Origin of the sequence: Salegentibacter sp. BLCTC, from assembly GCF_015143665.1 — a bacterium.
Classification (GTDB): domain Bacteria; phylum Bacteroidota; class Bacteroidia; order Flavobacteriales; family Flavobacteriaceae; genus Salegentibacter; species Salegentibacter maritimus.
The window spans coordinates 299,898-317,498 of record NZ_WYEW01000004.1 but is presented as its reverse complement, the minus strand read 5'-3'; the positions used below and the strand labels follow the sequence as shown (position 1 = coordinate 317,498).

Genomic DNA, 17,601 nt, shown 5'->3' with positions numbered 1-17,601 from the left:
CAGTTCAGAATGACGGTAACTGGACTTTTTAGACAGCTTAAAATTTAAAGCGTCTTGGCGTTTTTCACTTTTTGGTTAGTGATTGCCAAATCTATAACTTCACTCATTTCATTTACATAATGAAATGTAAGTCCTTTTAAATACTCTTCTTTAATCTCTTTAATATCACGTTCATTCTCTTTGCAAAGAATAATTTCTTTAATACGAGCACGTTTTGCAGCTAAGATTTTTTCTTTAATTCCTCCTACCGGAAGCACTTTCCCCCTTAGGGTTATCTCTCCGGTCATGGCAATGCTCTTCTTTACCTTTCGTTGTGTAAATAAAGAAACCAAAGACGTAAGCATGGTAATCCCGGCACTAGGCCCATCTTTTGGGGTAGCACCTTCGGGCACGTGAATATGTACGTTATATTTTTCAAATACCGCAGGGTCTAAACCAAGTTCTTCGGCATTAGATTTAATATACTCCATCGCGATGGTAGCCGATTCTTTCATTACTTTCCCTAGGTTTCCAGTGATGTTTAGATTGCCTTTCCCTTTAGAAAGTATAGATTCAATAAAAAGGATATCACCACCAACTTGTGTCCAGGCCAAACCTGTTACTACTCCGGCAACCTCATTGTTTTCATATTTATCGCGCTCCAGCCTTGGGCTTCCCAAAACCTCTATAATATCTTCATTTGTAACCTTGATATTATATTCTTCTTCCATCGCAATATTTTTGGCCGCATGACGCACCATTTTTGCAATCTGTTTTTCCAGGCCACGAACACCTGATTCCCTGGTGTAACCTTCAACAATTTTTTCTAATTGTGGCTTGGCAATTTTAATATCCTGTTTGGTTAAACCGTGTTCTTTTAATTGCTTTGGAAGTAAATGCTGTTTGGCTATTTCTACCTTTTCTTCTATGGTATAACCGGTAACGTTTATAATTTCCATACGATCCCTAAGTGCGGGCTGAATGGTATTTAGGGTATTTGCCGTGGCCACGAACATAACTTTAGAAAGGTCAAATCCCATTTCTAAGAAATTATCGTGGAATTCACTGTTTTGTTCAGGATCCAAAACTTCCAATAAAGCCGAAGAAGGATCACCGGCGTGGCCAATACTTAATTTATCTATTTCATCTAAAACAAAAACAGGATTACTGGTTCCTGCCTTTTTAAGCGACTGGATAATTCTACCCGGCATGGCACCAATATAGGTCTTTCTATGTCCACGTATCTCGGCCTCATCACGCAAGCCACCAAGTGAAATTCTTACATACTCTCTACCCAATGCCTCGGCCATAGATTTACCAAGCGAAGTTTTACCAACTCCGGGAGGCCCATAAAGGCAAAGTATAGGCGATTTCATATCGTTCCTTAACTTAAGAACCGCTAAGTACTCAATAATCCTCTTCTTAACATCATCTAGACCATAATGGTCGCGATCCAGTATTTTTTTGGCCCGTTTTAAGTCGAATTTATCCTTGCTGAATTCATTCCAGGGTAAATCTAAGAAGAGGTCCAGGTAATTTCGCTGAATAGAATACTCGGCAACTTGCGGATTCATCCTTTGCATCTTGGAAAGCTCCTTATCAAAATGCTTTTGCACTTTTTCGCCCCATTTTTTATTCTTGGCACGCTGGCGCATTTCTTCAAGTTCATCTTCATGAGATACCCCACCAAGTTCTTCCTGAATGGTTTTCATTTGTTGATGAAGAAAATATTCGCGCTGCTGCTGGCTCATATCGCTTTGCACCTTGCTCTGAATGTCGTTTTTAAGTTCCAGTTTTTGAAACTCAACATTCATATGTCGTAAGGTCGCCAGGGCACGTTCTTTAAGATCGTTTGTTTCCAGTAGTTTTTGTTTATCTTCTACTGCAAGGTTCATATTAGAAGAAACAAAATTGATTAGAAACGAAGAACTTTCAATATTCTTAATAGCAAAAGAAGCTTCGCTAGGAATATTTGGGCTCCCTTTAATAATTTCAAGTGCAAGTTCCTTTATAGAATCTATAATAGCAGGAAATTCTTTATTGGCAATATCTGGCCTTGCCTCCGGAACTTCCTTAATGCTAGCCATTAAATAAGGATCTTCTTTTACAATTTCGTCTATTTCAAAACGTTTTTTACCCTGAATAATCACCGTAGTATTTCCATCGGGCATTTTTAAAACCCTCAAAATACGTGCTACTACCCCGGTACGGTAAATATCTTTAGCCGTAGGGTTTTCTACCTCTTCGTCTTTTTGAGCAACAACCCCAATTATCTTTGAACCATTATTGGCCTCATTTATTAATTTAATTGAAGTATCTCTACCTGCCGTTATAGGAATTACAACCCCCGGAAACAACACAGTATTTCTTAAAGGAAGAATTGGTAATGTTTCAGGCAATTCTTCACGGTTTATCTCCTCTTCATCTTCAGGCGTCATTAAGGGAATTAAATCTGCATCCTGATCTATATCTTGTAATGACAAACTGTCAAAACTTGTTAATTTTGTTTTAGCCATAATTTATTTTAGGTCAAACTGTCACAACAGCCTATGGTTCTTAATCTTTTATATTTTGGCAAAGCCTTATTCTTAGTGTGCTAAGAGGCTTTTAAAGTAATTTCTATTACAAGTAGTCAATTCTTATGCCAGCGTGTTTTTTATATTTTTTTTCCAAAAACTGTAACAAATCAAAATACGAGCTATCTTTATTATAGAAGCCAGATAATCTTTTAATTGATTTCAACCATCACACATATTAATGATCTTGTTGCACAATGCCAAAAAGGTGACCAGCGTGCACAAATGGAAGTGTATGAACGCTACTATAAAGCGATGTATAATACAGCATTTCGAATTGTTAAAGATACCGCTGAAGCAGAAGACATTATGCAGGAAGCGTTTTTAAAGGCTTTTTCAAAAATAGATAGTTTACAGGAGGCTTCCACTTTTGGTGCCTGGTTAAAAAGAATAGTCATCAACCTAAGTATTACTTCTTTTAACCGAAAAGTAAAATTAAATGAAGTAAGCTATAACGATGAGTTAAAAAATGAAGCGAATGAAAGCGAGGGAATTATTCTTGAAAAGGATTCAAAAAATGAAAAGGTAAAAAAGATTTTAAAAACCTTACAAAGCCTTAAGGAAAATTACCGTATCGCCCTAACCTTACACTTAATTGAAGGCTATGATTATGAAGAAATTGCCAGCATTTTAAATCTTAGTTATGCAAATTGCAGAACTACGGTTTCAAGAGCTAAAGAAAGTTTAAGAAAAAAATTGCAGAAAGATGAAAAATGATGATATAAATACGCTTTTTAAGGAGCTGGATTTTGATATTTCAGAGCCGGCTTCAGGGCACAAAGGCAGGTTTAAGAAAAAGCTCGAAGAGCAACATAGCCAATCGAAAAAGCAGAAGCATAGCAGGCTTACAAAAAACCTTTGGGGGCCACTATTTTCGATAGCTGCTATTCTTGCAATAGCTTTTACGGTTTTCACAGGAATATTCAATGAAAATTCTATTCAGAATAAAGGTGATCTAGCAAGTGTTTCCCCACAAATGAAGGAAACAAAACAGTTTTACACCCAGCTTATTGAAACTGAACTTAAAGCCCTAAATGCCGAAAACAGCCCGGAAACAGAGGCTATTATAAACGATGCTTTAACCCAGCTGAAAAAACTGGAGAACGAATACAAAAAACTTGAAAAAGACCTACGGGATAGCGGCCAGGACAAAAGAGTTATTTATGCGATGATCTCTAATTTTCAGCAAAGAATAGATCTTTTAAACGAGGTACTTGAGCAAATAGACAATATTAAATCCCTAAAAAATAAGAGCAATGAAAACTATATTTAACCTTATAATGCTAGCCTTACTCCTTCCGGCAGTAAGTTTTTGTAATAGCGATTTAAACGGCCGGCATACCAAGACTAAAAAAGTCACAAAATCTTACAATGTAAGCGCCACCGACAAACTCACTATTGATAACAGCTACGGAAATATTGATATTTCTACCTGGGACCAGAATAAAGTGATTATTGAAGTGAACATAAAAACCAATGGTGACGATAAAGAGAAAGTACAAAAGAAACTGGAAGAAATAAACATAGAGTTTAACCAGTCTTCTTCGGGGGTGAGCGCAAAAACTCATTTTAAAAAAGAAGAACAGTCCTGGTGGAGTTCACTTTTTAATAGTTCCAATAATGTAAATATGGAGGTTAACTATGTGATAAAAGCGCCCGAAAGACATAGTGTGGATATTAAAAACGATTACGGCGGAATTTATATAGACCGATTATTGGGTAATGCGAAAATAAGTTGTGATTACGGCAAAGTAGACATTGGCGAATTAAGAGGAGCCTCGAACATACTAAGTTTTGATTATACACGAAATAGCCATATTGGATATGTTAGAAATGCCGAAATAAACGCAGACTATAGCGGATATGTAATTGAAGAAGCCGAAAAGCTATATGTAAATGCCGATTATACCGATTCACAAATTAAAAAAGTGGCTCAGCTTGATTTTAATTGTGATTATGGTAGTATTAACATAGAAAAAGCCAAAAAAATTGTAGGCAATGGCGATTACCTGAGCACCAAAATAGGACGTGTTTTTGAATCTTTAGACCTTAATTTAGATTATGGCTCAGCCAGTATAGAAAAACTTATAAAAGGTGTTTCTAAAGTAGAAATAAACACCGATTATGCAGGGGTAAAACTAGGCTACGACAGCGAACACCCCTTTAATTTCACTATAAAATCTTCATATGGAAACGCAAAAGGCCTGGAACAATTGGAAATTAGAAAGCGTCACGACAAAAATACCAGTAAATTATATGAAGGCTATCACCTGCAAGAAAACACCGGAAATTCTATTTATATAAACACCAATTACGGAAATGTAACTTTTAATAAAAACTAACTATTCATCAATCAAAAAAAAACACATCATGAAAAATCTATTTTTAATTTTAGCAATATCACTTTTAACTATAACTCCCGCCCAATGCCAATGGTGGAGCAGCAATAACAGTATTGAAGGCAATGGTAATTTAACTTCAGAAAAAAGAAATACTGGCAACTATGATGCAATCTCAGTCGTAGGCTCTATGGATGTTGAATTAATTGCGGGTAGTGAGGGTAATCTAATTGTAGAAGCCGAAAGTAATTTACTAGAATATATTACCACCGAAGTTAACAATACAACTTTAAAAATTTCGGTAGAAAAAGGCTATAATTTAAAGCCTTCTCGAAATAAAGGAATCAAAGTAATTGTTCCTTTTAAAGATTTAGATGCTGTAGAAGTAACCGGATCAGGTGATGTATGGAACACCCATAAAATAAAAGCCAAAAAGTTTAACATCCAGGTTACCGGTTCTGGTGATGTTAAATTAGACCTGGAGGTAGAAAACCTGATGGGAAAAATTACCGGTTCGGGAGACATTCTTTTATCGGGAAAGGCCAGGGATTTTAACTGCAAAGTAACCGGCTCGGGAGATTTTAAGGCCTATGATCTAAGAGCTGATAATATTGAAGCCACAGTGATGGGATCTGGAGATATCCAGGTTTCAGCAAATTCTAGCTTAAAAGCCAAAGTTATGGGCTCTGGTGATATTAAATATAAAGGGAATCCAACTAACCAGGATTTTACAACCTCGGGGTCGGGTTCTATTTCTTCAAATTAAGCTTGTAGATATAATTTATTTGAAAAAGGAAAATTGCTTACATCCTGTCTTTTAAGGCAGGATTTTTTATGGGCACCCTTAAAAGTAATATTACACCTGCAATAAAGAAAACCACTAAAAATAAAATTGAATTCCGTACGCTGCCGGTAATTTGTGCTACCATTCCATAAAGCAACATCCCTATAACGATCCCAATTTTTTCGGCTACATCATAAAAACTGAAATAACTGGCGGTATCTTTGGTATTTTTTGGAAGCATTTTAGAATAGGTAGACCTGGATAATGATTGAATTCCGCCCATCACCAAACCTACTGAAGCGGCTGCTACATAAAATTGCTGCGGACTTACTATAAAAAATGCATAACCGCAAATTCCTATCCATATCAAATTGATAAAAATTAATATTTTAATATTCCCAAATTTTATGGCCAATCTGGAAGTTAAGGTAGCACCAAGTACAGCCACCAGTTGAATTAATAAAATACTAATTATTAATCCTGTGGTTGCGTCCTGCTCTCCCCATTCCAATTCTTCAATTCCAAAATAAGTTGCAATAAGCATTATGGTTTGCACTGCCATGCTATAAACAAAAAATGCAATTAAATATCTTTTAAGTTGAACATTGTGCTTAAGGCTTATCCATATACCACGAAGCTCCCTAAATCCGTTAAAAAGCACATTTTTGGTAAGTGTCGCTTTTTTGTTTCCTTTCGGTAAGTAAGCATAGGTGTATTGGCTAAAACCAATCCACCATAACCCGGTTAGAACAAAAGATAAGCGTGTTGGCAAGGCCTCACTCTCAAAGCCCAGAGCCTCATAATTTAAAATCATTCCCAGGCAAATAATCAACAAGATAACACTCCCAATATATCCCAAAGAGAATCCCTGGGCACTCACCTTATCTTGCTGATTGGGAAAAGCAATATCCGGTAAATAAGAATTATAAAAAACCAAACTAGCCCAAAAGCCAATAAGTGCAAAAAAATAACAGAGTAACCCGAACCACAACTGTTCTAAGTTAAACCAAAAAAGACCAATACAGGATATAGCACCTAAATAGCAAAAAAACTTCAGAAAATTTTTCTTATTACCAACATAATCCGCAATCCCCGATAAAAACGGACTTAATACAGAAACCACCAAAAAAGCAATTGCAGTCACATAACTAATAAGGGAATCGTTATTAAAACTTATTCCCAAAAAATCTACAGTATCTTTAAGAATAGCACCATTTTCATCTTTAACAATGGTTAGGGCTCCATAAAATATAGGGAAAATAGCCGATGAAATTACCAGGCTGTAAACCGAATTAGCCCAATCGTAGAAAGCCCAGGCACGTAATAATTTTTTATGCCCTTTGGGAAGTACATTCATTTATACCGTTTTTAAAAAGCCCTAAAATAGAAAAAGCTGCCTTAAAAGACAGCTTTTTACCATAATTTCTAAGTTATCTTGTATTAATAACTTGTTACGCCATATTTTCTGGCTTCGGCTTTAGCTTCCGGAGCCCATTTTTCTAAATTGTTAATCCTTGTTTGGTTAGACGGGTGAGTACTTAAGAATTCCGGTGGGGCCTGGCCGTCGTTCTTGGCTGCCATTCTTCTCCATAAATCGGCAGCTTCATCGGGATTATAACCGGCTATAGCCATTAAAGTCAATCCAATTCTATCGGCTTCTGTTTCATGACTACGGCTAAAAGGCAACATTACTCCAAGCTGCGTTCCCAAACCATAAGCCTGAGCAAAAATTTGCTGTGTCTCCTGGCTTCTTCCGCTTACCGCTACCGAACCTGCTACCGCACCAAGTTGTTGTAATTGGGCTGCACTCATTCTTTGTGCACCGTGGTCTGCAAGCGCGTGAGCAATCTCGTGTGCCATTACTACGGCCACACCTGTTTCGTTTTCTGCTACAGGTAAAATTCCGGTAAAAAAGACTATTTTTCCGCCGGGCATAGCAAATGCATTAACCGCGTCATCTTTTACCAGGTTGTATTCCCATCTAAAATCTTCCAAAAATCCCTGGTAACCATTGGCATTTAAATACCTTTCGGCAGCAGTTTCTATTTTATTACCTACACGTTTAATCATTTGTGCTTCCGCAGTTCCCCTTATCACTTCATTTTCAGACAAAAATTGATCGTATTGCTCAAACGAAGCTGGAAATAATTGATCGTTAGAAACAAAATTCAAATTCTTTTCTCCAGTAAATGGGTTTGTCTTACAAGCTACTACAAGCAGTAAAACAACCACCATACTCATTGATTTTATAAGTCTCATGTTTATTGGTTTAGTTTTGTTAAAATTACAAAAGCCACGAAAGCCTGCTTATTGTTTTAAGCATCATTTAACAAATAACAAGTTTTCAAAAACAATACCATAATTTACAAACCTCTGTATAAAGCTATTATTTATAAGCCATAAGCAAATAAGAAATATGTAAATTGGCCGTTCTTATCATTAAAAAAATGAGTCAGCAAAAAAAAGATCAAATCCCGGTACAAAGATTATTAGTACCCAATTATATAAGGTATACAGGAAGCTTACTTTCTAAACTTTCCCCCCTGGCCGCCAGTAGATTTGCTGCGCAGCTGTTTTTAACGCCATTTAAATATAAACTTCCGGAGCGGGAAAAAAATATGGATGAGCTCTCCAATCAATACCGAATTAGTATTCCAAAAACACAGCGAGAAATAGTAGTCTATGAATTTGGAGAAAGCAGTAAAAAAATATTATTGGTTCATGGTTGGAGTGGCCGAGGGACCCAGTTGGCCAAAATAGCCGAAGCCTTAAAAGCAAAAGGCTACAGCACTGTTAGTTTTGATGCTCCCGCCCACGGCAAAGCACCCGGACGAAAAAGCATGATGTTAGATTTTATTGATGCCATCCATCTACTGGATAAAAAGTATGGTCGTTTTGATGCAGTAATTGGGCATTCTTTAGGAGGTATGGCTACTCTTAGAGCTGTAAAGGAAGGCCTTGATACAAAAAAGCTCGTAATAATTGGCACAGCAAATAGTATAACCCACATAACCCGTGAGTTTGCCAGGAACCTAAAGATGAATAGAAAAGTAGCCGATAAGATGAAAGCCCATTTCGATAAAAAATTCGGTATAGATTTAGATAGCTATTCCGGCGCTATTTCGGCTAAAGAGGTGAAAACACCCAGCCTTGTAGTACACGATGAGAACGATGTTGATGTAGAAATCTCTTCGGCCCACGATATTCACGAAGCGTTGGAAAACAGCGAACTATATATCACAAAAGGATTAGGACATAGGCGCATTTTGGGCGATCCAAAGGTAATTAACAAAATCACAACGTTCATCGCGGTATAATCTTTGTACTTTTAAAATAAAAACACATAACGGATATTTTATGCATGTACGCTAGCATGCACCGGAGTGGGAATTAAAATTTAAAAGCTATGAAAAAGATAATACCTATTTTACTGACCATTTTTATAATTAGTTGCCAGGGAAATGCGCAAAAAGACCAAAAGAAAAATCAGGATAAATTTGAAGTTACTAAATCTGATAAAGAGTGGAAAGCACAATTAACCGATGCCGAATACCGGGTTTTACGAAAAGCAGCCACTGAACCTTCATTCTCCAGCCCCTTAAACGATATTAAAGAACCCGGAACTTTTGTTTGCGCTGCCTGCGGAAATGAATTATACAAAACGAAACATAAATTTATGAGCGGTACCGGGTGGCCAAGTTTTGACCGACCTATTAAAGGCGGGGTTGCTTATGGTACAGATTCTAAATTGGGATATCAAAGAAACGAGGTACACTGTGCCCGATGCGGAGGCCATTTAGGACACGTGTTTGACGATGGGCCTAGAGAAACCACCGGAAAAAGACACTGTATAAACGGAGTAGCAATGGATTTTAAACCGGAGAAAAATTAAGATTAACTTCAGGGTTTATCCCTTTTTCTGAAAGGAAAATGAAAAAAATAAGATTTCTGTCTACTGAAATAATTTAACACAAGCTGCGGAAATAATTAAAAATTAAATATGAAAAAATACAGCATAGAAAAACCTGAAACCGAATGGAAAGAACAGCTTTCTGAAGAACAGTTTCGGGTATTGAGAAAAAAAGGTACTGAAGCACCACATACCGGCAAATACAATATGCATTTTGAAGACGGGGAGTATTTTTGCGCCGGTTGCGGTGAAAAACTTTTTGATAGTGAAGCTAAATTTGATAGCGGCTGCGGTTGGCCAAGTTTTGATAAAGCCCTAGACGGAAAAATTGAATATGTACAGGATAAAAGTTTTGGTATGATAAGAACCGAAATTCTATGTGCTAATTGCGGAGGCCATTTTGGCCACGTTTTTGATGATGGACCTACAGAGACAGGCCAGCGCTATTGCGTAAATTCTGCAAGTATTAATTTTAATAAATAATAACCTAACACCTATAATTATGAAAAAAATATTTCCAATTTTATTTATGACAACTTTTTTATTCGCCGCTTGTTCTAGTGATGGCGAACGTGGACCACAAGGACCAGAAGGACCGCAAGGACCTCCGGGAGAGGCTCTAATTGGTACAACAATAGAGTATGAAGGTATAGATTTTACGGAAGAAAACGATTATTCTGCTTTGATTGAATTTGATGATATTGAAGTTTTTGAATCTGATGCTGTTTTGGTTTATTTAAAGGATGGTGAAGATGGCACTTCTGATGGTGCGCCAGTTGAAGTTTTTAGACAATTACCACAAACCTATTATGTAGAAGATGGGGAAGTACAATATAATTTCGATTTCACTTTTTTTGATGTGAGAATCTTTATGGAGGGTACTGCCAATTTTTCTAATTTGGATCCTGCTTACACACAAGACCAGGTGATTAGAATAGTAATAGTTCCAGCAAATTTCGCTGAAACTACAGGTGTAGATGTCGCAAATTATAAAGCCGTTATGAATGCACTTGATTTAAAAGAAAGCGATGTAAAAAAAGTAAGTATGCTCAAATAAACCGGGGGTAAAAACCCAGGTCCTATAAAATTTAACAAAGCTGCCTAAAAGCTCTATTTTCATCAAGCCGAATTTATTTCAGTGCGATGATCTTAAGAGACTTTCCAGGCAGCTTTTTTATTTAGATATTAAGAGTAAACTACCTAGGGGTATCACAGCCTTTGGTCGTGCCAATAAAAAACTATTGTCACCTCCCCTAGCTCAACTGATCAGTTAAATTTTATTCCTGGCTTAGAAATATGGAAAAACGCGAAATCTTCAGTATAAAAATATATGAAAACGCTATTCTTGTAGCCTCTTTATTATTTCCCTTTATACTCTCTTTTAAAACTTTTCAGTTTAAGTGATTATTCCTTAAATTCGCAACTTCACTCGCTAAGCGAGCTAAGATTTATTAAGCCTAATAAAAATTTCCGAATATGAGTAAATATGATATCATTGTTTTAGGTAGTGGCCCCGGAGGTTACGTAACCGCAATTAGAGCTTCACAATTAGGGTTTAAAACCGCAGTTGTGGAAAAAGAAAGCCTTGGGGGTGTTTGTTTAAACTGGGGATGTATCCCTACCAAAGCACTTCTAAAAAGTGCAGAGGTTTTTGATTACCTGAAACACGCCGAAGATTACGGCTTAAGCCTTGAAAAAGCCGATAAGGATTTTTCTAAAGTTATTAAGCGTAGCCGCGATGTGGCCGGTGGGATGAGCAAAGGTGTTCAATTTTTAATGAAGAAAAATAAAATTGACGTAATTGAAGGATTCGGAAAATTAAAATCCGGTAAAAAAGTTGTTGTAACCGACAAAAACGACAAAACCAAAGAATACCAGGCCGATAATATTATTGTGGCTACCGGTGCTCGTTCACGCGAATTACCAAACCTTAAGCAAGATGGTAAAAAAGTAATTGGATACCGTGAAGCCATGAGCCTTGAAAAGCAACCAAAATCTATGATAGTGGTTGGTTCTGGCGCTATTGGTGTTGAGTTTGCACATTTCTATAATGCTATGGGAACCGAGGTTACCGTTGTTGAATTTTTACCAAATGTAGTGCCTTTAGAAGACGAGGAGGTTTCTAAACAATTTGAAAGAAGCATTAAGAAAGCCGGAATTAAGGTAATGACCAGTTCTTCGGTAGAAAGTGTAGACACTTCTGGTAAGAAAGTAAAAGCAAAGGTGAAAACCAAAAAAGGTGAAGAAACCCTTGAAGCCGATATTGTACTTTCTGCTGTTGGTATTAAAACCAATATTGAAAATATAGGCCTTGAAGACCTTAAAATAAAGACCGAAAAGGATAAAATTGTTGTAGACGATTTCTATAAAACCAATGTAGACGGAATTTACGCAATTGGTGATGTTGTTCACGGCCCTGCCCTGGCACACGTTGCTTCTGCTGAAGGAATTCTTTGTGTTGAAAAAATAAAAGGCATGGATGTAGAGCCGCTTGATTATGGCAATATCCCTGGTTGTACCTATGCAACCCCTGAAATTGCATCGGTTGGAATGACCGAAAAGCAAGCTAAAGAAGCCGGTTACGAACTTAAAGTTGGTAAATTCCCATTCTCTGCCTCAGGAAAAGCTAAAGCCGCAGGAAAGTCTGATGGTTTTGTAAAAGTGATCTTCGACGCCAAATACGGCGAATGGTTAGGATGCCATATGATTGGTGCCGGTGTAACCGATATGATTGCAGAAGCAGTTCTTGGTCGTAAACTGGAAACTACCGGTCATGAAGTATTAAAAGCAGTTCACCCTCACCCAACAATGAGTGAAGCGGTTATGGAAGCTGTCGCCGCTGCTTACGATGAAGTAATTCATATTTAAAAAGCATATTTTACTAAATAATTTTATATAAAAAACCCCCGAAGCATTAAGGTTTCGGGGGTTTTTGTTTTGTAATTAACAACCTTTAGTTAAATTTATTATTTCGTCAAGCTGAACTTGTTTCAGCTTCTATTATCTACAAATATCAACACATTAGATCCCCGATAAAAAATCGGGGCAGGCTCTGAAATAAATTCAGGATGACAAATAGAGCCTTTTCTAAAAATAGCAATCTAATTATTACTATAACCTGTATACTCGCAATAATCTTCTTTCTGAGTAAACTACCTCGGGGCAAGCCCACGAGGCATTCGTTGAAAACAATTTTTTAATTTCGAGGTAAGCCTCAGGGTATTACACCCCTTTGGCGGTGCCAATAAAATTTATTCCAACAATAAATCACAAAACACAAAGCTGGTATCCCATGATTTTTGGTTCTCTGTAAAGCAATTATCATTTGAGTTTTTAGCAGGTTTATACGATTTTTCAACCAGCTCCCCAATTTTAAACCTAATTGGCTCTTTAAAGATAGGCCCATCAAAAACAAAGGTATGAAACTCTCCATTTTCACCGCAAGGATCTACATCTTTAGGCAAGTCATTTAAAAAGCTTTCATTCAGGACTCTTCCGCAGAAAGATTTATTGAGTTTATCGGTATTTACACAGACCACAATCGCCTTAAATCCTTTATCTATAAACTCTTTTAAGAGTTGAGTGGTATCTTCCTGCCAGAGTGGAAAAATTGCCTTCAAGCCAACTTTCTCCAGTTGGTTTTCGCGGTAACGCTTTAAATCTTCAAGCAGAATATCTCCAAAAACACTATAGGCAAAACCTTCTTGCAGAAGTCTATTAGTTTCAGTTTCCATAATTTTGGTATATTCCTGCATAGAAACTTCTCCATTTAATTTAATTTGCTGCAACGGCAAACCAATATTCTCAGCCTGTTTTTTTAGCATTTCGATTCTAACACCGTGCATGGAGATTCGATTAACATCACTATTTACGGTTGTAACCAGCTTTTCTACTGAATACTTATAATGCTCTTGCAGTTTATATAGCGCTAACGCAGCATCCTTACCACTACTCCAGTTTAGGTAGGCCTTTTTCATTAGTTTACTTTTAAAAAACTCTGAATAGCCAAATCATAGCCTAAAAGGCCAAAACCAAGAATGACTCCTTTAGCATTAGGTGCTATATAAGATTTATGCCGAAATTCTTCCCGGGAATGGGTATTGGAGATATGCACTTCTACCACGGGTGTTTTTATGCCTTTCACAGCGTCTGCAATTCCTACTGAAGTATGTGTATATGCGGCTGCATTTAAAACAATCCCGTCAAAATCTTCATCTGCCTTATGGATTTCGCTAATAATTTCACCTTCAATATTACTTTGAAAATAAGAAAGCTCGGTGTTTTTGAATCTAAACTGCAGTTCAGAAAAATAAGTTTCAAAGCTTTTGTTACCGTAGGTATCAGGTTCCCGGGTCCCCAACAAATTAAGGTTGGGGCCGTTAATAATCATTATCTTCATTTTTACCGATTAACTGGTTATAAGGGTAAAGGTAAAAATAAGATCCAGTTAAATCATAACAAACCCTTCAGAAAAACAAACATTCCAAATTGGAAACTTCATTTTTTGAAGGGTTATTTTTGGTTGGTTAATTGTACTTAAAGACCAAATTCAACTCCTATGTTCACTGAATTAAAACTGCCGCCATCTACAATAATACCTGTGTAAGATCCAAAAAGCCCAATAACGCCAAAGTTGTACCCTACCTGGGGTCTATAGTAAAAACCTCCGTCATTCCCGTCGTTTAAGCCAACGGCATAACCAAGATCTGCACCAAAGAAAAAGCCCTTTGCCAATGAAACTCGACCGGTAGCAGCTATAGGTAGAAAAGAAGGATCGTCAATTTCAAAATCTCCAAATTCAGTATCTATATCTTCTATAAAAAAACGTGTGTATCCTATTTTAGGTCCTATGTAGAGCATATCGGCAACACCCACCATATAAGCAAGATCTGCAGCGATTGCAAAATCACTAATTTCTTCAATATCACCTACGGGTAAACCTATATTAGCTCCCACACGGAGACCATTTTGAGCCTGCATAAAAGTTGTTCCAATTAATGCAAAACAAACAATAAGTACTAATCGCTTCATAATTAAACATTTTGGGTTACTTATCTAAAGTTACCACAAATAGCTAATAGAGCACACTAAAGCAAATATTTACAGGTTTTTACGTATAAAAAAAGCGGAAGTTCAAGACCTCCGCTTTTTTATAGGTGTTGTTATTATGTTATCTTAGAAAGTATACCCTATCCCAGCTTGAAAAGTTGAGTTGTTAATATCTGTATCTTCAATAACATCGGTAAATCCATAAGTGTAACGTCCCTGAACAAAGAAACCATTGTTAAACTTATATTCCAATCCGGCGGCTCCTCCAAATTCAAAATCCTGAGCATTTTCAAGGTTAACATCCCCACCATCTTCTAGCGGTTGAAAGTCTAACTCTTCATTTACCAGGAAGTTAAACGACGGACCTGCCTGCAAGCTAAGTCCATCTACAAGATAAATTTTAGCTAAAACTGGAACCTGAACATAATCTAGTTGATATTCTACATTATCGTCTACATCAGCAAAATTCTCCTGATCTATACTAGCTTCTGTAAATCCCTGGGCTGAATATAATACCTCTGGCTGAATAGAAAAACGATCAGCTAGTGGTATTTCAGCTAAGACACCAATATTAAACCCGGTTCGTGAATCTGGGCTATCAAAATAATCTCCTGTTACGGTAGAGAAGTTCACACCACCTTTTACACCAAAATTCCAATATTCCTGAGCAGACACTGTAGTTGCTCCAAACAATACCATTGCGATAATTAAAATCGACTTTTTCATGACTTTTATTTTTATTTGTTTTACTGAGGCAAATGTAGGAACAGGCTTCTTAAAAAAAAGTTACCTAAACCTAAAGTATTACTAAGATTCAGGCTAATTGTTTATATCTTTAACGTATGAAATGGGCTTCAGCACTACGGGATTATTGTAACTACTTACGCATAGAACGCGGACTTTCAGACAATTCAATCACCAATTACAGGATGGATATTGTCAAACTTATCAACTTTTTAGACGTTAAAAAACTAAAGGTCTCTCCTACCCAAATTTCGGCAGAAATCGTGCAAGAGTTTATTTATGATACGGCAAAGAAAGTCAATGCACGCTCACAATCACGCATAATATCTGGCATACGCGGTTTTTTTAACTATTTAATTTTTGAAGATTACCGAAAAGACAATCCTTTAGACTTAATAGAGTCGCCCAAAATAGGCCGAAAACTACCTGATACTATTTCTACTAATGAAATAGATTTACTTATTGAAAATATAGATCTAAGTAAAGCTGAAGGAGAACGCAACCGCGCTATCTTAGAGACTTTATACGGCTGCGGCTTGCGTGTTAGCGAACTTACCAATTTAAAAATCTCTGATCTTTATTTTGAAGAGGGCTTTATTAAAATTACCGGAAAAGGTAACAAACAGCGCCTGGTACCTACATCAGACTACACTAAAAAGTTTATTAACATTTATAAGGATGAAGTTAGAATTCATCAAAAAATAAACAAAGAAGATTCAGACATTTTATTTTTAAACCGGCGGGGAGGGAAACTTACAAGGGCTATGATTTTTACTATCATAAAGCAACTGGCTAAAAAAGCAGGCATTCAAAAAAAGATTAGTCCGCATACATTTCGTCATTCTTTTGCTACCCACCTATTGGAAAACGGCGCAAACCTAAGGGCCATTCAGCAAATGTTGGGTCATGAAAGCATCACTACTACCGAGGTCTATATGCACGTAGATCGCAAACATCTTCGAGAAGTAGTAGAACAGTTTCACCCCAGGCGCTAAATGCTATTAAATTTGGGTTAAAGCCACTCCAGGACTTCCTATTACTTTTATTTATTAGTATTTTCAGGCAAACGTATAATAGATAAATTCCTGGCAAGCCAACAGAGCATAAAATAAAAGTTTTTATTTAGAGGCGAGCCTTGAACTATTAAATCTCGATTACAAGTATAAAATCGAAGAAAAATTATTTCCAATCAAATTTAAAATAATGAAAACATTAGAATTTAAAAATGGCGATAAAATGTCAGCCATAGGTTTAGGAACCTGGAAATCTGGGAAAGATGAAGTTAAAGAAGCCGTAAAAATAGCATTAAATAATGGGTATAGACATATAGATTGTGCAGCCACTTATGGAAATGAAGATGCTATTGGAGAAGCTTTTTCGGAAGTTTTCAATGGAGGTAAAATAAAGCGGGAAGAAGTTTGGATTACTTCAAAATTATGGAATAATGCTCATAAAAAAGAAGATGTAATCCCTGCTTTAAAACAAACTTTAAAAGACCTGCGATTAGATTATTTAGACCTATATCTTATTCATTGGCCGGTCGCCTTTAAGCCTGATGTGGATTTTCCTGAGAAAGACGAAGACTATTTATCTTTAGAAGAAGCTCCAATTATAGAAACCTGGAATATGATGTTGGAAGCTAAAAAGCAAGGGTTGGTGAAGCACGTGGGAGTATCTAATTTTAGCAGTATGAAGTTAGAAGAACTACTGGAAGAAACGTCTGAAAACCCCGAAATGAACCAGGTAGAATTACACCCTTACCTGCAACAGAACGATTTACTGGAGTTTTGTAGCCGTCATAATATACACCTTACCGCTTACTCCCCTCTTGGAAGTGGAGATAGACCAGATGGAATGAAAGCTAAAGACGAGCCGTCATTATTAGAAAACCCGGTGATAAACCGAATCGCTAAAAAACACGGCGCCAGTGCCGGCCAGATTTTAATTAAATGGAGTGAAATGCGCGGTACTGCGGTAATTCCAAAGTCTACAAATGAAAATAGAATTAAAGAAAATCTTGAAAGCACCGGGGTAAATCTAGATGAATCCGACTTTAAAGAGATAGCAAAATTAGACAGCCATTTTAGGTATGTAACCGGAGAGTTTTTTGTAACCAAAGGTAATTCTTACGAAAACATCTTTGATGACGACGATTATAAAGCTTAAAAAGATTCACAGTAAACTATCTTAAGTCGCAAGCCTATGGGTATTGTAGCCTTT

At 36.8% G+C, this 17,601-nt stretch carries 18 protein-coding genes; 11 read left to right on the top strand and 7 right to left on the bottom strand.

What is annotated here, in order from left to right:
• Window positions 1–44 precede the first annotated feature (44 nt).
• A complete protein-coding gene (gene lon / locus GUB10_RS07640) occupies window positions 45–2,495 on the bottom strand; it encodes an endopeptidase La (RefSeq protein WP_193710846.1) in 2,451 nt (816 codons plus the stop codon).
• 216 nt (window positions 2,496–2,711) lie between these two features.
• Here lon and GUB10_RS07635 point away from each other — a divergent pair, with 216 nt between their 5' ends.
• The 4 genes from GUB10_RS07635 to GUB10_RS07620 are packed head-to-tail and all read left to right on the top strand — an operon-like array spanning window position 2,712 to window position 5,660.
• Window positions 2,712–3,272: an RNA polymerase sigma factor gene (locus GUB10_RS07635; RefSeq protein ID WP_193710845.1), complete on the top strand. Its 561-nt coding sequence runs from the start codon at window positions 2,712–2,714 to the stop codon at window positions 3,270–3,272.
• Window positions 3,262–3,828 carry a DUF4179 domain-containing protein gene (locus GUB10_RS07630; protein WP_193710844.1) on the top strand — a complete coding sequence of 189 codons (567 nt, stop codon included), beginning with the start codon at window positions 3,262–3,264 and terminating at the stop codon, window positions 3,826–3,828. Before GUB10_RS07635 ends, GUB10_RS07630 begins: the two co-directional genes overlap by 11 nt.
• Window positions 3,812–4,897, top strand: coding sequence for a hypothetical protein (locus GUB10_RS07625; protein ID WP_193710843.1), 1,086 nt, complete (start codon window positions 3,812–3,814; stop codon window positions 4,895–4,897). The genes GUB10_RS07630 and GUB10_RS07625 overlap by 17 nt, the downstream gene beginning before the upstream one ends.
• Window positions 4,898–4,925: 28 nt before the next feature.
• Entirely contained in the window at window positions 4,926–5,660 is a 735-nt protein-coding gene (locus GUB10_RS07620; RefSeq protein WP_193710842.1) for a head GIN domain-containing protein, read from the top strand.
• Between the two features lie 37 nt (window positions 5,661–5,697).
• Here GUB10_RS07620 and GUB10_RS07615 read toward each other — a convergent pair whose 3' ends face one another.
• Both GUB10_RS07615 and GUB10_RS07610 read right to left on the bottom strand, forming a co-directional pair.
• Entirely contained in the window at window positions 5,698–7,035 is a 1,338-nt protein-coding gene (locus GUB10_RS07615; RefSeq protein ID WP_193710841.1) for an MFS transporter, read from the bottom strand.
• Window positions 7,036–7,118: 83 nt separating this feature from the next.
• Window positions 7,119–7,937 carry a M48 family metallopeptidase gene (locus tag GUB10_RS07610; protein WP_193710840.1) on the bottom strand — a complete coding sequence of 273 codons (819 nt, stop codon included), beginning with the start codon at window positions 7,935–7,937 and terminating at the stop codon, window positions 7,119–7,121.
• Window positions 7,938–8,125: 188 nt separating this feature from the next.
• On the opposite strand from GUB10_RS07610, the gene GUB10_RS07605 reads away from it, so the two are divergent.
• From GUB10_RS07605 to lpdA, 5 genes are all read left to right on the top strand, one after another.
• Window positions 8,126–8,995, top strand: coding sequence for an alpha/beta fold hydrolase (locus GUB10_RS07605; protein ID WP_193710839.1), 870 nt, complete (start codon window positions 8,126–8,128; stop codon window positions 8,993–8,995).
• 89 nt (window positions 8,996–9,084) lie between these two features.
• Entirely contained in the window at window positions 9,085–9,570 is a 486-nt protein-coding gene (gene msrB / locus GUB10_RS07600; protein WP_193710838.1) for a peptide-methionine (R)-S-oxide reductase MsrB, read from the top strand.
• A gap of 108 nt (window positions 9,571–9,678) precedes the next feature.
• Window positions 9,679–10,071, top strand: a complete 393-nt coding sequence (gene msrB, locus GUB10_RS07595) for a peptide-methionine (R)-S-oxide reductase MsrB (protein WP_193710837.1) — start codon at window positions 9,679–9,681, stop codon at window positions 10,069–10,071.
• 19 nt (window positions 10,072–10,090) lie between these two features.
• Entirely contained in the window at window positions 10,091–10,645 is a 555-nt protein-coding gene (locus tag GUB10_RS07590; protein ID WP_193710836.1) for a collagen-like protein, read from the top strand.
• Between the two features lie 419 nt (window positions 10,646–11,064).
• Window positions 11,065–12,456 (top strand): dihydrolipoyl dehydrogenase, encoded by a 1,392-nt coding sequence (lpdA, locus tag GUB10_RS07585; RefSeq protein WP_193710835.1) that lies wholly within the window; start codon window positions 11,065–11,067, stop codon window positions 12,454–12,456.
• A gap of 383 nt (window positions 12,457–12,839) precedes the next feature.
• On the opposite strand, the gene GUB10_RS07580 is transcribed toward lpdA, so the two are convergent.
• The 4 genes from GUB10_RS07580 to GUB10_RS07565 form a co-directional block, all read right to left on the bottom strand.
• On the bottom strand, window positions 12,840–13,565 hold the full coding sequence (locus tag GUB10_RS07580; protein WP_193710834.1) for a diphthine--ammonia ligase: 726 nt from the start codon (window positions 13,563–13,565) through the stop codon (window positions 12,840–12,842).
• Window positions 13,565–13,987 (bottom strand): type II 3-dehydroquinate dehydratase, encoded by a 423-nt coding sequence (aroQ, locus tag GUB10_RS07575; RefSeq protein WP_193710833.1) that lies wholly within the window; start codon window positions 13,985–13,987, stop codon window positions 13,565–13,567. Before aroQ ends, GUB10_RS07580 begins: the two co-directional genes overlap by 1 nt.
• A gap of 137 nt (window positions 13,988–14,124) precedes the next feature.
• A complete protein-coding gene (locus GUB10_RS07570; protein ID WP_193710832.1) occupies window positions 14,125–14,619 on the bottom strand; it encodes a hypothetical protein in 495 nt (164 codons plus the stop codon).
• Between the two features lie 144 nt (window positions 14,620–14,763).
• Window positions 14,764–15,363 carry a porin family protein gene (locus GUB10_RS07565; protein WP_193710831.1) on the bottom strand — a complete coding sequence of 200 codons (600 nt, stop codon included), beginning with the start codon at window positions 15,361–15,363 and terminating at the stop codon, window positions 14,764–14,766.
• Between the two features lie 116 nt (window positions 15,364–15,479).
• Between GUB10_RS07565 and xerD the strand changes: the two genes are divergently transcribed.
• On the top strand, window positions 15,480–16,376 hold the full coding sequence (xerD, locus tag GUB10_RS07560) for a site-specific tyrosine recombinase XerD (RefSeq protein WP_193710830.1): 897 nt from the start codon (window positions 15,480–15,482) through the stop codon (window positions 16,374–16,376).
• Window positions 16,377–16,584: 208 nt separating this feature from the next.
• Window positions 16,585–17,547: an aldo/keto reductase gene (locus GUB10_RS07555; protein ID WP_193710829.1), complete on the top strand. Its 963-nt coding sequence runs from the start codon at window positions 16,585–16,587 to the stop codon at window positions 17,545–17,547.
• Window positions 17,548–17,601 lie beyond the last annotated feature (54 nt).